Source organism: Pseudomonas lini, assembly GCF_964063345.1.
GTDB lineage: Bacteria > Pseudomonadota > Gammaproteobacteria > Pseudomonadales > Pseudomonadaceae > Aquipseudomonas > Aquipseudomonas lini_B.
In genome coordinates, this window is the sequence record NZ_OZ061318.1 from 1,440,566 (window position 1) to 1,453,911 (window position 13,346).

12 protein-coding genes are annotated in these 13,346 nt (G+C 60.7%); 4 read left to right on the plus strand and 8 right to left on the minus strand.

What is annotated here, in order from left to right:
- Window positions 1-162 precede the first annotated feature (162 nt).
- Together AB3226_RS06520 and AB3226_RS06525 are read right to left on the minus strand one after the other, a co-directional pair.
- On the minus strand, window positions 163-597 hold the full coding sequence (locus AB3226_RS06520; RefSeq protein WP_367372466.1) for a DoxX family protein: 435 nt from the start codon (window positions 595-597) through the stop codon (window positions 163-165).
- A gap of 103 nt (window positions 598-700) precedes the next feature.
- A complete protein-coding gene (locus AB3226_RS06525) occupies window positions 701-2,122 on the minus strand; it encodes a transglycosylase SLT domain-containing protein (protein ID WP_367372467.1) in 1,422 nt (473 codons plus the stop codon).
- Between the two features lie 236 nt (window positions 2,123-2,358).
- Between AB3226_RS06525 and AB3226_RS06530 the strand changes: the two genes are divergently transcribed.
- From AB3226_RS06530 to AB3226_RS06540, 3 genes are all read left to right on the plus strand, one after another.
- Window positions 2,359-3,168: a TatD family hydrolase gene (locus AB3226_RS06530; RefSeq protein ID WP_367372468.1), complete on the plus strand. Its 810-nt coding sequence runs from the start codon at window positions 2,359-2,361 to the stop codon at window positions 3,166-3,168.
- A 242-nt stretch (window positions 3,169-3,410) separates the two neighbouring features.
- On the plus strand, window positions 3,411-4,892 hold the full coding sequence (locus tag AB3226_RS06535) for a methyl-accepting chemotaxis protein (protein WP_367372469.1): 1,482 nt from the start codon (window positions 3,411-3,413) through the stop codon (window positions 4,890-4,892).
- 217 nt (window positions 4,893-5,109) lie between these two features.
- Window positions 5,110-5,478: a terminase gene (locus AB3226_RS06540; RefSeq protein WP_367372470.1), complete on the plus strand. Its 369-nt coding sequence runs from the start codon at window positions 5,110-5,112 to the stop codon at window positions 5,476-5,478.
- On the opposite strand, the gene AB3226_RS06545 is transcribed toward AB3226_RS06540, so the two are convergent.
- The 3 genes from AB3226_RS06545 to AB3226_RS06555 form a co-directional block, all read right to left on the minus strand.
- Entirely contained in the window at window positions 5,479-6,276 is a 798-nt protein-coding gene (locus AB3226_RS06545; RefSeq protein WP_367372471.1) for an acyl-CoA thioesterase, read from the minus strand.
- A gap of 232 nt (window positions 6,277-6,508) precedes the next feature.
- The gene (locus tag AB3226_RS06550; RefSeq protein ID WP_367372472.1) at window positions 6,509-7,267 is read right to left on the minus strand and encodes a CHAD domain-containing protein; all 759 of its coding nucleotides are present in this window, start codon (window positions 7,265-7,267) and stop codon (window positions 6,509-6,511) included.
- A 93-nt stretch (window positions 7,268-7,360) separates the two neighbouring features.
- Window positions 7,361-7,639 (minus strand): hypothetical protein, encoded by a 279-nt coding sequence (locus tag AB3226_RS06555; protein WP_052964059.1) that lies wholly within the window; start codon window positions 7,637-7,639, stop codon window positions 7,361-7,363.
- Window positions 7,640-7,871: 232 nt separating this feature from the next.
- Between AB3226_RS06555 and AB3226_RS06560 the strand changes: the two genes are divergently transcribed.
- Complete coding sequence (locus AB3226_RS06560; protein ID WP_367372473.1) at window positions 7,872-8,912, plus strand: patatin-like phospholipase family protein; 1,041 nt, start codon at window positions 7,872-7,874, stop codon at window positions 8,910-8,912.
- A gap of 141 nt (window positions 8,913-9,053) precedes the next feature.
- Here AB3226_RS06560 and AB3226_RS06565 read toward each other — a convergent pair whose 3' ends face one another.
- From AB3226_RS06565 to kdpC, 3 genes are all read right to left on the minus strand, one after another.
- The gene (locus AB3226_RS06565; RefSeq protein ID WP_367372474.1) at window positions 9,054-9,752 is read right to left on the minus strand and encodes a response regulator; all 699 of its coding nucleotides are present in this window, start codon (window positions 9,750-9,752) and stop codon (window positions 9,054-9,056) included.
- Window positions 9,753-9,800: 48 nt separating this feature from the next.
- Window positions 9,801-12,452, minus strand: coding sequence for a DUF4118 domain-containing protein (locus AB3226_RS06570; RefSeq protein ID WP_367372475.1), 2,652 nt, complete (start codon window positions 12,450-12,452; stop codon window positions 9,801-9,803).
- 156 nt (window positions 12,453-12,608) lie between these two features.
- On the minus strand, window positions 12,609-13,154 hold the full coding sequence (gene kdpC, locus AB3226_RS06575; RefSeq protein WP_367372476.1) for a potassium-transporting ATPase subunit KdpC: 546 nt from the start codon (window positions 13,152-13,154) through the stop codon (window positions 12,609-12,611).
- Window positions 13,155-13,346: the final 192 nt, after the last annotated feature.

Below are 13,346 nucleotides of genomic sequence, written 5' to 3' on the forward strand. Positions count from 1 at the left end.
CAAGCTTCTATCGGCAACTGAATGAGTCACCTGGCGCCCCGCAAGTAGCTGTTTAAATCGGCGCATGGGCAGCATCCTAGAGAAGCTGACCAGACAGTGTCAAGAATCACCAGCAACAAAAAAGGCCTGCACAGTGCAGGCCTTTTTGTTGAACCAGAGCGGTCAGGTGGTGATGGCGCGGTCGACCGACAGCTTGCCTGCACCTTCGATCAACACTGCGAGGCTGCCACCGAGCAAAGCCAGGGCGAACTCATAACCGTTATTAGCCATGAACAGACCGTTGCTGATGTGTACCGTGAAAATAGCCACCAGCGAGAGGAAGGTCAGCCCCAGCGCTGCCGGGCGTGCCAGCAGGCCGATGATCAGCGCCAGACCGCCGAAAAACTCAGTACCACCCGCCAGGATCGCCATCAGGTGACCGGGTGCCAGCCCGATGCTTTCCATGTACTGCGCGGTGCCGGCGATGCCGTAGCCGCCGAATGCACCGAAGAGTTTCTGTGAGCCATGGGCCGCGAAGATGATGCCGACGAAAATGCGCAGAATCGTCAGACCGTAGCCCGCGCGAGTGAACAGTACCTTGTTGATCAGAGTGCTCATGCTGTGTCATCCATTGTGAGTGTGTGTTGGTTGGCCGCTATATTAATCAGTAAAACTCATGTTAAAAGCGCAAAAAACGCACCATAACAATCAGATTAGTCGATCATTTCCGTGAGACCACTTTTTGCCCCTGAGGCTCCAACGACTCCCGCTCCCGATCGAACGCCAAATAATACTTGTTCACGCTATTAACATAGCTGACAGCCCCCATTCCAACCTGCTCCATGGCAATGCGTTCGACCTGGAAAAACCACTGATTAGGATTCAAGCCGCGTCGTCGGGCTTCGGCGCGCATGCCTTGAACCCGCTCCGGTCCCATGTTGTAGGCCGCCAGCACAAACGCCATGCGCTCGCGCTCATTGAGTTTGGGGCTGGCAAAAAACTTGCGGCGAATCATCGCCAGGTACTTGGCGCCAGCCTGCACATTGGCGTCGAGGTTTTGAATATTATTCACGCCAACCCGTTGGGCGGCGGACGGGGTAATTTGCATCAGGCCGGTGGGGCCGCTACCGCTTCTGGCGTTGGGTTGCAGCGCCGACTCCTTGAAGGCCAGCGCCGCCAGATTCAGCCAGTCCATGCCTTGAGCTTCAGCGTGTTTCTGCAACACCGGACGAAGTTTTTCCAGACGCTGCCGATCGGCCTTGGCCAAGGGATAGTGCACTTGATACAGGCGTCGATAGATCCGCAAAAACGCCGCATCCTGGTCCGACGGCTTCTTGTAGGTAGTCAGGAAGCGATCGATGCTCGAACGCAGCATCGAGGCGTCGCGGCGCACGAACCAGTATTCCTCTCCTGGCTCGCTGATAAGGACCTGACGATCGAAGCGCAATTTTGGCAGGATCTTGCCCCAGCGTTCGGCAATCGGTTGCTCGACAATCGTCAGATGAAAGATCCCGCCCTGGACCATTTCCAGCACGTCCTCGACTGCCAGGCTTGGATCGACCCACTCGATCTTCACCGCAGGCAATTTGTGCAGCGCGAGCTTCTGATTGATCTGACTGACCGCATCCCCGGCGGCACTGCCGGTGGGCAATGCCAGGGTTTTGCCTGAGAGTTGTTCGAGACGGGTGTAACGTCGTTCGCCTTTGATCCCCACCAGCAGCAACGGCACATCGCTGGCAATCGGTTGACTGGTGCTGACCGCGAGGCCCGATTGCGGATCGAGTAATTCCCCTGGCGCAACCAGATCACCCTCCCCGCGCTGCAACGCGCCGAGCAGTTGATCCTTGGCTTTGGGAATGATCTTGAGGGTGATTTCCTGGCCGTCACGGGCATGGCCGTTGAGGTATTGTTCGAAAGCGCGCAGGCGGTGGTATTCGACGCCGATGGCCTGGCCCTGAACTTCGCCGGAGCTATTGCGGCTCTGGTTGACCAACACCCGCAACACGCGGCTGCTGCGAATCTCTGCCAGGTCGCGGACCTTGGCCGCCGGCACGGCTTGCAACGGCCCGGCAAGACGTGCAACCGCCGGCATTGGCAGCAGCAACGAACAACACAGCAGTAACAAAACCGAGGGACGAATCATCCACTCTCCGGAAAGAATACTGGCCGACCTCATGGGTGATTTCATGATGTCGAGCGACAGAAACAGAGCGCTAGAAGCGCTGATAAAGTGCGAGAGAGTGGCACAGTGATGGCAATTCTACCAACCCGACCTGTCTCGCGGCCTCAACAGACAGCTTTAACTCGTTGTAGTTCTTGGTTTTTATTATAAATCTACAGCTCTGATATGCTTTCCGGCCTTTGGTCCGAGGTAGCACCATGCAACTCATCGATATCGGCGTCAACCTGACCAACCCCAGTTTCGCCGACAAACACCAGGCTGTACTCGACCGTGCCTATGCTGCCGGGGTCTGCCAACTGGTGCTCACCGGGACCAGCGTCGAAGGCAGTGAACAGGCTCTGGAGCTGTGCCAGCAACTGGACGAAAGCGCTCAGCGGCTGTACGCCACGGCCGGTATTCACCCGCACTCGGCCAGCGACTGGAACGCCGACAGTGCTCAGCGTCTGCGCAGTTTGCTCAAGGAGCCGAATGTGGTGGCCGTGGGTGAATGCGGCCTCGATTTCAATCGTGATTTCTCACCCCGCCCGCAACAGGAAAAAGTCCTCGAAGAACATCTGGCGATGGCGGTCGAACTGCAATTGCCGGTGTTCCTGCATGAGCGCGATGCCAGCCAACGATTACTGGAGATCCTGCGTGACTTTCGTGACCAGTTACCGGCCGCCGTGGTGCACTGCTTCACCGGTGAAAAAAAGGCGTTGTTTAGCTACCTCGATCTGGATTTGCACATCGGCATCACTGGCTGGATCTGCGATGAACGCCGGGGCACGCACCTGCATCCGTTGGTCAAAGAGATCAAACGCGGGCGCTTGATGCTGGAGAGCGATGCGCCGTATCTGCTGCCCCGCAGTCTGCGCCCCAAGCCGAAGAATGGTCGCAACGAGCCGGCGTATCTGACTGAAGTGTTGCGTGAGGTGGCGTTGCATCGTGGGGAGACAGTGGAAGATTTGGCTGCTCACAGCACGGCCTGCGCGCGGGCGTTCTTCAGTCTGCCCGCAATCCCCCAATAACCAAAAATCTCCTGTGGGAGCGAGCCTTTGTGGCGAGGGAGCTTGCTCCCGTTGGGTCGCGAAGCGGCCCCAGAAAATGGGACTGCTGCGCAGTCCAACGGGAGCAAGCTCCCTCGCCACAAAGGCCTGCTCCCACAGGTTGGCGGTGATGCTCGTTGACCTGCATCAACATCTGAATCCCTGCATAGCGGCACAATGCTGGCACCTTGCCAAAACTGTTTCCGCTATCAGAGAAGACCTCCATGGGTGCCTGGCTTAGCAACATCTCGCTGAAATACAAATTCTGGGCGGTCAACGCCGTCGCCTTCGTCACCACCCTGTTGCTGGTGCTATACGCTGTGCAGCTTGAACAACAGGCCCGCAGCCACGCCGCCCAGGCGTCGACCCAAGCCCAGGCGCGGTTGCTCAATGCCTGGCCTGTCGGGCAGCCGCTGCCCAAGGCCGAGAACCTGCTGACCTTCAATCGCGGGCAGGCACCGTTGCTGAATGGGCAACCGCTGCTGGAGCTGACCGATACCAACGGTTGGGTCGAAATCAACACCATGCCGCTGTTCGGTGAAAACCCGTTGATGGGCGCCGAGGTATTCACTCGCCCTGACGGTCAACAGATCGCGGTGATTGCTTATGGCCCGAGCCTGAGTCAAGTGTTCGGCGAACGCTTCACCCACTACGCGGTAGCGGTGTTCATCCTGATGCTGGCGATGCTCGGTGCGTCGCAACTGTTGATCCGCTTCCTCCTCAGCCAACTCAACACGTTGAAAGACGTGATGCTCCACGTCGAGAAAACCGGTGACCTGTCGGCCCGTGTGCCGCTGGCCTGCAAGGATGAAGTCGGGCAGATGGCCAACGCCTTCAACGCTATGCAGGCCGGTTACCAGCGGGTGGTCAACACTGTCGCCAGCACTGCCCGGCAACTGGATGTCGGCGCCGCGCGGCTGGCCTCGAGCATGAACGAGGTGCGTCACGGCATGCTCGGGCAGCAAAGCGAAACCGATCAGGCCGCCACGGCGATCAACGAAATGACTGCCACGGTCCATCACATCGCCCAACACGCCGGCGCCACTCGCGACCTTTCGCAAACCGCCGACACCTTGGCCGGCAGTGGCCAGGAAGTGGTCACTCGGGTGCAGAAGTCGATTGGCGGATTGTCCACTGGCGTGCAACAAACGGCCGAGATGATTCAGCGTCTGGCCGAGGACAGCCAGAAGATCAATGGCGTGGTCAGCGTGATCCACAGCATCGCCGAACAGACCAACCTGCTGGCCCTTAACGCCGCCATCGAAGCAGCCCGGGCCGGTGAGATGGGTCGTGGGTTTGCAGTGGTCGCCGATGAAGTGCGTAACCTGGCCAAACGCGTCCAGGCGTCCACCGACGAGATCACCACCATGGTTTCAGCGCTGCAGGCCGGCACTCGGGACGCTGTGGACTTCATGCAGGAGAGCTCGCTCAAGGCGGACGACTGCATGCAGCAGGCTCAGGAAGCCAGCGTGGCCCTGGCCGAAATCACCACTGCGGTGGCGCAAATGCGTGAAAGCAATACGCAGATCGCGGTGGCAGCCGAACAGCAGAGCCATGTGGCGGAAGAAATGAATCGAGCGGTGGTGAGCATTCGCGACGTGACCGAAAACACCGTGCAGCAGACCGTGAATTCGGCGATCACCAGCAATGAGTTGGCGATGTTGGCGGGGGAATTGAACAAGGCCATCGGGCAGCTGAAACTGTGACGGCCCCATCGCGGGCAAGCCCGCTCCCACAGGATTAGCGCTATTTCAAAATTTGCGCATTACCTGTGGGAGCGGGCTTGCCCGCGATGGCGTCAGACCGAGCAACATCAATCCTGACCATCACACCTATTGCGCCGATAGCCAGCCTTGATTCGCCGACGGCCCGCGCCAAGCCTATTCTTTGTTCAAGAGCCTCAACGAACCAAGGATATGCATCATGGGCAAACGTCATCCCAACCTTCCCGCCTGGCAATGGCGAATGTACCCGCACAATCACCAGCACCCGACCAATCTGGTGTTGCACCTGATTGCCGTGCCGCTGTTCATCGTGGCGTTTTTACTGATGGTCTCGGGGGTGTTCAGCCTGGATCTGGCGAGCATCGCGATCGGTATCATCGGCCTGCTCGCCGCCCTTGGCTTGCAGCGTCAAGGTCACCGCCTGGAGGCGCAAGCATCCGAGCCGTTCAGTGATCGCAAAGATGCGGTATCACGCTTGCTGGTCGAACAGTTCCTGACCTTCCCACGGTTTTTCTTCAGTGGCGGCTGGTGGCGCGCCTGGCGTGAACGCCACCGTCGTCGTCACTGATCAGGCGAAAATCGTTACAGTCTGCCGGCTCATGGCGATCAACTGACCGTCTTCACTCCACAGTTTTGCGGCGGCGTGCCCGTAGCCGTCAGCGGCATACTCGATTTCCACCAGGTACTTGCACCAGTCGAGCGTGCTCAACGCGAGCAACGGCTGGACGAATTCGATGGTCCAGGTCAGCGTGCTGCCTGCCGCCGGTTTCTTCAGATGCGACAACAAGGACGGCGGCCAGGCGTCGACCAGCGCCAGAATATGCGCCTCGCTGACCACCTCGTCCTTCCCTTCTCCACGCAAGCGCACCCAACCTCCCATCTCACGGGATGTGTTGCCGGTGAACGGCAGGCCGCCGATGCTCCAGCGCATTGCCAAGTGACGCATGAATTCCGGGGTCACCCCTTTGATATAGGGCATTTCCTGGCAGTCGTCCCAGTGCTTCATCTCGGGCGCAGCGTTGGCGGTGACCGCCACTTCGGAAGGTCGCGAGGCACCGAAGCTGCCCTGGACCAACGTCACCACTTGCCCCTTCTGCATTGCCCGGCCCAGTACCTGGCTGACGGCTTTGCCTTCGCGCAGCACATCGACTTCAAAACTGACCGGCACATCAGGCTCGACCGGGCCGACAAAGGTGATTGCCAGCGAACGCACTGGACGATCCGCCGGGACTTTTGCGCGCATGGCTTCGTATTGCAAGGCGGCTATCAACCCACCAAAACTCGCCCGCCCCTGGCCCCATTCGGCCGGAATGGACAACTCCTGCGGCTGACTGCGGACAGCGTCAAGCAGATCGGAAAAGTGCATGGAAACCTCAGAGGCAGGAAAATGGATGGAACGATCTTAACCAGCCCGCAAAGCCGACACAGCGCTTATTCCGGCCAAAATCACTGACAGATGAGCCGTGCCAACATTGAACGCACACAAACTAATGTGGGAGCGAGCCTGCTCGCGATGAGGCCATGACATTCAACATTAATGCTGGCTGTCATGCCGCCATCGCGAGCAGGCTCGCTCCCACATTTGATCCACAGGGTTTTCAGGATTTGAAGCAGGCGGCGCTGAGTTTGTCGAGGACGCGGTCGGCGTTTTCTTCGGCCTTGGCCAAGGTGGTTTTCCAGACCGCGACACACGGCTGCAAATCGGGCTCTTCTTTGGCGCGGTCCAGCCACTGCCAGCTGTCGTGCCAATCACCCAGGGCGGACTGTGCCGACTTCAATCTGGGCAGGGCCGCTTCCGGCAAACGATCCAGTTCGGGGTAGGCTTCGATGCCATAGCGCACGCGTTTGATCAGCAGGCGCAGGCGATGGCGGTCATGGGCGGGATCATGCAGGGCCTGGTCGAGTTTCTTCCATTGTTTGCCCAAGCGTTTTTCGATGCGCTTGCGCAAGCCCTTGAGCAAGCCCTGACGCTGGGAAGCCCGCAGGAAACGCGGAAAGGCGTCGAGGATCATCAGCATCTGCGCCACTTCCGGGCTCGCCGCCACGATGGGATAAGCCTCGTCCATGCGCGCCATCCGCCGGTGTGCAGCCTCAGGTTGATCGTGCTGGAGCAGGTACGCCGCCAGCACTTCGCGATCGCGCAACGGTGTGGTCAGGTCACCGACCCGGGATGCCGCCGCTTCCAGTTGCTCGACCCCAGGCAAACCGCGCAAGGGCCGCAGCAGGCTGCGCAAACGGCGCACGGTGGTGCGTAGATCGTGCAGCGCTTCAGAATCGGTGCGGGCACTCAAGCGTGCCTGACAGGCGAGCAGGCGCACGTCCAGGCCCAAAATATGAGCCACCAACCGATCAACCATGGTTTTCTCCGTAAACAACGGCCGGCTTCAAGCAGTAAGCCTGAAGCCGGCACGACGCATTTGTCGCTTGCTGCTTACAGACTGTAGCTGCTTCTATCGGCCCGCGCGGGATTCACGAATGTAAAAGCGCGCCTTCTCGGCCTTCTTGGTACAACCCTCGTATGCTTCGAACTGCTGCTGGGTCTTGGCACCGGTCAGCAACGACAGCGCTTTGGAATAGCTGACGGTTCCGGCAAAACCCTCGACCTTGGCCAGGTCCAGTTCATGCCAGGCGGCATCGAGCTGGCTACCGCAGCTGTCACGGTAAGCGGTTTTACCGGCACAACCGGCGAGTGCCAGGGCAATCAAAGGCACACAGATCCAGACTTTCATCACTCACACCTCAAAGATAGGTAAACATGCATGCACGTAAGACGGTCTGGCGCGTGAAAAGTGCCTTGGGCCGCAGTGGAAACCCGTCGTGGAAATCACAGCGCCCGCGAGAATACCCATTCGCCGTCCCGGAGTGTCAAAAAACGACGCACTGGCCTCGCCGAACGACCACCGCGATTGAAGCTTGCCCCTCGATGGGTGCATTGTTGAACCTTGTCAGAGAGGTCGATTCATGAAAAAGCGTGTCGCACTGGTGTTGGGCTCGGGTGGCGCCCGGGGCTACGCCCATATCGGCGTCATTGAAGAGATCGAACGGCGCGGCTACGACATCGCCTGCATCGCCGGTTGCTCCATGGGCGCGGTGGTCGGCGGGATCTATGCCGCCGGTAAACTCAAGGATTATCGCGACTGGATCGAGAGCCTGGATTACCTCGACGTCTTGCGTCTGGTGGACGTCAGTTTTCGTCTGGGCGCGATTCGCGGGGAAAAGGTCTTCGGGCAGATCCGCAAGATTGTCGGCGAAATCAACATCGAAGACTTGCGCATCCCCTACACGGCCGTGGCCACGGACCTGACCAACCAGCAGGAAATCTGGTTCCAGGAAGGCTGCCTGCACCAAGCCATGCGTGCCTCGGCAGCGATCCCCAGCCTGTTCACGCCGGTGATGCAGGGCAATCGAATGCTGGTGGACGGCGGTATCCTCAACCCTTTGCCGATCGTGCCGGTGGTGTCGAGCCATTGCGACCTGATCATCGCGGTCAACCTCAACTCCACCAACCAGCGTCACTATCAACTGCCGGTGATCCAGCGCCCTGCCGCATTCAAGACCCGCTTCGACAGCCTGATTAACTCGCTAGGCTCGAAAATGCCCTTCCGCCGTAAACAGGCGGAACAATTGCTGCTGCTGGAAAAGGAAGCGTTGATGGCAGAAGCGGCCGAGATTAATCCGTGGATCGAGTCCGCCGCGCCGGAAGGCCAACAACCGGCGGCGGCCCCGGAAAGCAACGGCGCACCGAAATCCGCCACCGGGTCGTTCATCATCGACAACGTCGGGCCGGCGTCCTTGCTGGACCTGATCAACCAGAGTTTCGAGGTGATGCAGACGTCATTGGCGCAGTACAAGATTGCCGGGTATCCGCCGGATATCCTGATCAACGTGCCTAAGCGGGTGTGTCGGTTTTTCGAATTCTACAAAGCGCCGGAGTTGATCGCGCTGGGGCGTGAGATTGCGCGGGATACGCTGGATCGGTATGAGAATGAACGGGACTCTTGAGGTTCTCGGGTGAATGAAAGGGCCCCATCGCGGGCAAGCCCGCTCCCACAGGGTTTTGTGGCGGTCACATGATCTGTGAACACCCGGAACACTGTGGGAGCGGGCTTGCCCGCGATGGCGCAGGATCAGGCACCACAAAACCTAAAGGCTGTCCTCACTCAACAACCGATACCCAACCCCCGCCTCGGTGACGATAAACCGTGGTTGAGTCGGATCATCCGCCAGTTTCTGCCGCAGATGCCCCACCACAATCCGCAGATAATGGCTGTCCTCGGTATGGGTCGGCCCCCAAATGTCCTTGAGCAATTGCTGCTGGGTGATGACCCGCCCCGGATGCCGCGCCAGTTGCGCCAGTACCGCATATTCCTTGCGCGTCAGCGCCACTTCGGTGCCGTCCAACAGCACCCGACGATACGCCAGGTCCACGGTGAGCGGACCGAAACTGAGCGCCGCTTCCTGCGCTTCACCGGTCGGCGCCTGACGCAGCAACGCGCGCACTCGGGCGAGAAATTCCTGGATGCCGAACGGCTTGGTCACATAGTCATTGGCACCACCATCCAGGGCTTGGACTTTCTGCCCTTCGCTGGCGCGCACCGAGAGCACCAATACCGGCACTGTCGACCACTCGCGAAACTCACGCAGCACCTGCTGACCATCCATGTCCGGGAGGCCGAGGTCGAGCACCAGCAGGTCGGGTTTGTTCAATGCGGCCTGGGCCAGGCCTTCCGTGCCGGTGCCGGCCTCCAGCACTTTGTAGCCTTGGGAGGTGAGGCTGATGCGCAGGAATTTGCGGATCTGCGGTTCATCATCGATGACCAAAATGGTCGCGGTCTGGCTCATGAATTCACATCAACACGAAGAAGTGGCAAGAGAGTAGCGCAGGCGAGTTCAGGCTTCACTGTCCAATCCCGGCTGAGTCTGCAACGGCAGGTGCAGCGTGATGCAAGTGCCACGACCTTCGATGCCATCGGCGACGCTGATCCGCCCGCCATGGGCACCGACCATGCCCTGACAGATCGCCAGCCCCAACCCGGTGCCCTGCCCGCCGCGATCGCCGCGAGCGGCGGTGTAGAACATGTCGAAAATCTTCGCCCGTTCCTCCTCCGGAATCCCCGGCCCCTCATCGCTCACTGAAAAGAACAGCTCGCTGTCAGTGGCCCCGGCACGCAATTCCAGTCGCCCGCGAGGCGGTGAGAAACGCGCGGCGTTTTCCAGCACGTTGACCAGCGCTTGCTCGATCAACGCGGCATGCACATAGAGCAGCGGCAATTCGGCCGGCACTTCGGTAATGACCTGCAGCGACGCCAGCACCGCGCGCAGACGATTGAGTGAGCTGCCGACGATGTCTGCCGGCGACACCCAGTCCCGCGCCAGCTTCAGGGCGCCGTGGCCGAGGCGAGTCATGTCCAGCAGGTTTTGAATGTAGCGATCCAGCCGTTCGGCTTCATCGCGAGTGCCTTCGAGCAGTTCGCGACGGTCCTCCAAGGGAATCACCTCGCCAAGCGCCAGCAGGCTGTCGATGCTGCCGCGCATGGAGGTCAGCGGCGTGCGCAAATCGTGGGACACCGAGGCCAGCAGTGCGCTACGCAGTTGCTCGGTTTCACCATGCAAGCGCGCCGCTTCAAGGTCATCGGCCAGTTGCGCACGGGCCAACGCCTGGGCCAGCGGTTGGCTCAGCGCAGTCAGCAAGCGCCGCCGCTGGCCGCTCAAGGTCCGACCTTCTTTGGCACACACGCCGAGCAGTGCCAACGGCCCATCGTCCACCGACAACGGCCACCACCACCAGCGCCCGAACGGCAAAGTGCCGGTGCCCGCGCCGGCCGGTTGATCATGTTGCCAGGCCCAATCGGCGGCGGCGCGCTCGGCTTCAGAAAACTCCAGCGGCCCGCCGGTTTCGACTTTCCAGCCGCTCTGGCCATCGCGATTGAGCAGGCACAGTTTCAGGTCGGTCCAGCCATTAAGGTGTTGCGCCGCAGCGCTGACCACGGCCTGACGGTCGGTGGCGGCGGTGAGTTTGCGCGACAGGTCGAGCAGTTCGCTGGTTTCTTCCTGGGTGTCGCGCAAGGCCTGCAATTGTCGCCGTTGTCGCGCCGCCAGGTTGCCGGTGAGGGCCGCCATCAGCAGGAAGAACAGCAAGGTCAGCACGTCTTCTTCGCGCTGGATGCTGAAGGAGAAATTCGGCGGAATGAACAGAAAGTCATAGGTCAGAAACGACAGCGCCGCACAGGCCAGCGCCGGACCGAGGCTGCTGCGCACCGCCACCAGCAACACCGCCGCGAGGAACACCAGCGAGATGTTCGGCAGCGGCAAGAGGCTCGAGACCGCCCATGCCAGGGCACTGGCAAGCACTGTCGCCACCAGCGCCAACGCGTAATCGAACCAGACCAGCGACTGCGCCGAACGTTGGCGCGGTTGATGCTGTTCGTGATCGCTGTCGAGCACGTTGATTTCCAGCCCGCGAGCATCGCGCAGTAAACGAGACGCCAGACCGCCACCGAACAACCGTCGACGCAAACGCTGGCGCGACTGGCCCACCAGCACCAGGCTGGCGCGTCGTTCAGCGGCATGCTGGATTAACGTTTTCGCCACCTCACCGGCGCGCAGCAACACCACTTCACCACCGAGGCGTTCGGCCAGTTGCTGAGCGCTTTGCAGGCGCAGGCGCGATTGCTCGTCACGCACACGGCCGTTGTCTACATGCACCAGGCTCCACGGCAGATGCCGCCGCTGGGCCACGCGACTGGCGTGACGCACCAGGCGCTCGGCCTGAGCATCGCCATCGACGCCCACCAGCAAACGACCGCGCACGGCCGGCGCGGCCTGCCCCAATTGGCGATAACCCTGGGCCAGATCGTTATCCACCTGAGCGGCCGCAGTTTGCATCGCCAGTTCGCGCAGGGCAGTGAGGTTGGTCTGGGTGAAGAACGCATCAATGGCCGCCCGCGCCTGCTCGGGCACGTAGACTTTGCCGTCGCGCAGACGCTCCAACAGTTCGCGTGGCGGCAGGTCGATCAACAGCAGTTCATCCGCTTCTTGCAGCACCCAGTCCGGCAGGGTTTCGCGCACCTGCACACCGGTGATGCCGCGCACCTGATCGTTGAGACTTTCCAGATGCTGGACGTTGACCGTGGTGAACACGTCGATGCCGGCGGCCAGCAATTCCTGGATGTCTTGCCAGCGTTTGGCGTGACGACTGCCGGGGGCATTGCTGTGGGCCAGCTCGTCCACCAGCACCAGTTTCGGTTTGGCGGCTAGCAGACCGTCGAGGTCCATTTCTTCGAGCATCACACCGCGGTATTCCGAGCGCACCAACGGCTGCTGCGGCAAGCCAGCCAATAGCGCTTCGGTTTCGGCGCGACCGTGGGTTTCGACCACCCCGGCCATAACTTTCACGCCCTGGCGCAGTTGAGTGTGGGCGGCTTGCAGCATGGCGTAGGTCTTGCCCACTCCCGGGGCTGCGCCAAGGAATACCTTGAGCCGGCCACGGCCATCGCGGGGCAGGTCTGCTAACAGCGCGTCGGCGCGGCCGGAGTTGCTCATGCTTGAAGTTCTCTCATTCTGATGCTGATGCAGTGGCTGTGAAGGCCTCTTCGCGGGCAAGCCCGCTCCCACAGGGATCGATGGTGATCACAAATTCTGTATCTACCATCGCCTCCTGTGGGAGCGGGCTTGCCCGCGATTGGCGGCGCTACCGATCTACAGTTTTTCCAGCGCCAAATTCAGCGCCAACACATTCACCACCGGTGGCCCCACCAAGGGCTGCTCGATGTGCGCGTCCATCAGTTGCTCAAGCGTAGACACCGGCAGATTGCGCGCCGCCGCGACTCGCGCCAGTTGATAGGCAATCGCCGCCGGAGGCAAGTGCGGATCGAGGCCGCTGCCGGAGGTGGTCAGCATGGCCAACGGCACCGGACCCTGGCCGGGTATCAGCAGTTTATTAGCCTCGTCGATAACCCGAGTGGCCAGCGCCGGATTGCTTGGCGAGAGGTTGCTGGCGCTGCTCGACACGGTGGCAAAGGCACCGGCCGATGGCCGTGGGTGGAACCAGGCGTCGCCGACGAAATCCTGGGCGATCAGCGACGAACCGCGGACCTTGCCGTCGGTGTCGCGCACCAGGCTGCCGTTGGCCTGATCCGGGAAAGCGACCTGGGCGACGCCGGTGACCACCAAGGGGTAAGCGACGCCGGTGATCAGGGTCATCAGTATCAACAGGCTCAGGGCCGGACGTATCAGTGTGGACATTTCACAATCCTCGATTCGAAGAATATTCATCACTCGGAAGGCACACACATCACCTGTGGCGAGGGAGCTTGCTCCCGCTCGGCTGCGCAGCAGTCGTAAACCTGGTGAATGCGGTGTACCTGAATAAATAGGGTGGACTGAGGTGGGGCTGCTTCGCAGCCCAGCGGGAGCAAGCTCCCTCGCCACAAAAGC

Bases quoted from the DNA above. Each gene is read 5' to 3' on its own strand.
- AB3226_RS06520 (WP_367372466.1), bottom strand. From the start codon at position 597: ATGAGCACTCTGATCAACAAGGTACTGTTCACTCGCGCGGGCTACGGT.
- AB3226_RS06525 (WP_367372467.1), bottom strand. From the start codon at position 2,122: ATGATTCGTCCCTCGGTTTTGTTACTGCTGTGTTGTTCGTTGCTGCTG.
- AB3226_RS06530 (WP_367372468.1), top strand. From the start codon at position 2,359: ATGCAACTCATCGATATCGGCGTCAACCTGACCAACCCCAGTTTCGCC.
- AB3226_RS06535 (WP_367372469.1), top strand. From the start codon at position 3,411: ATGGGTGCCTGGCTTAGCAACATCTCGCTGAAATACAAATTCTGGGCG.
- AB3226_RS06540 (WP_367372470.1), top strand. From the start codon at position 5,110: ATGGGCAAACGTCATCCCAACCTTCCCGCCTGGCAATGGCGAATGTAC.
- AB3226_RS06545 (WP_367372471.1), bottom strand. From the start codon at position 6,276: ATGCACTTTTCCGATCTGCTTGACGCTGTCCGCAGTCAGCCGCAGGAG.
- AB3226_RS06550 (WP_367372472.1), bottom strand. From the start codon at position 7,267: ATGGTTGATCGGTTGGTGGCTCATATTTTGGGCCTGGACGTGCGCCTG.
- AB3226_RS06555 (WP_052964059.1), bottom strand. From the start codon at position 7,639: ATGAAAGTCTGGATCTGTGTGCCTTTGATTGCCCTGGCACTCGCCGGT.
- AB3226_RS06560 (WP_367372473.1), top strand. From the start codon at position 7,872: ATGAAAAAGCGTGTCGCACTGGTGTTGGGCTCGGGTGGCGCCCGGGGC.
- AB3226_RS06565 (WP_367372474.1), bottom strand. From the start codon at position 9,752: ATGAGCCAGACCGCGACCATTTTGGTCATCGATGATGAACCGCAGATC.
- AB3226_RS06570 (WP_367372475.1), bottom strand. From the start codon at position 12,452: ATGAGCAACTCCGGCCGCGCCGACGCGCTGTTAGCAGACCTGCCCCGC.
- kdpC (WP_367372476.1), bottom strand. From the start codon at position 13,154: ATGTCCACACTGATACGTCCGGCCCTGAGCCTGTTGATACTGATGACC.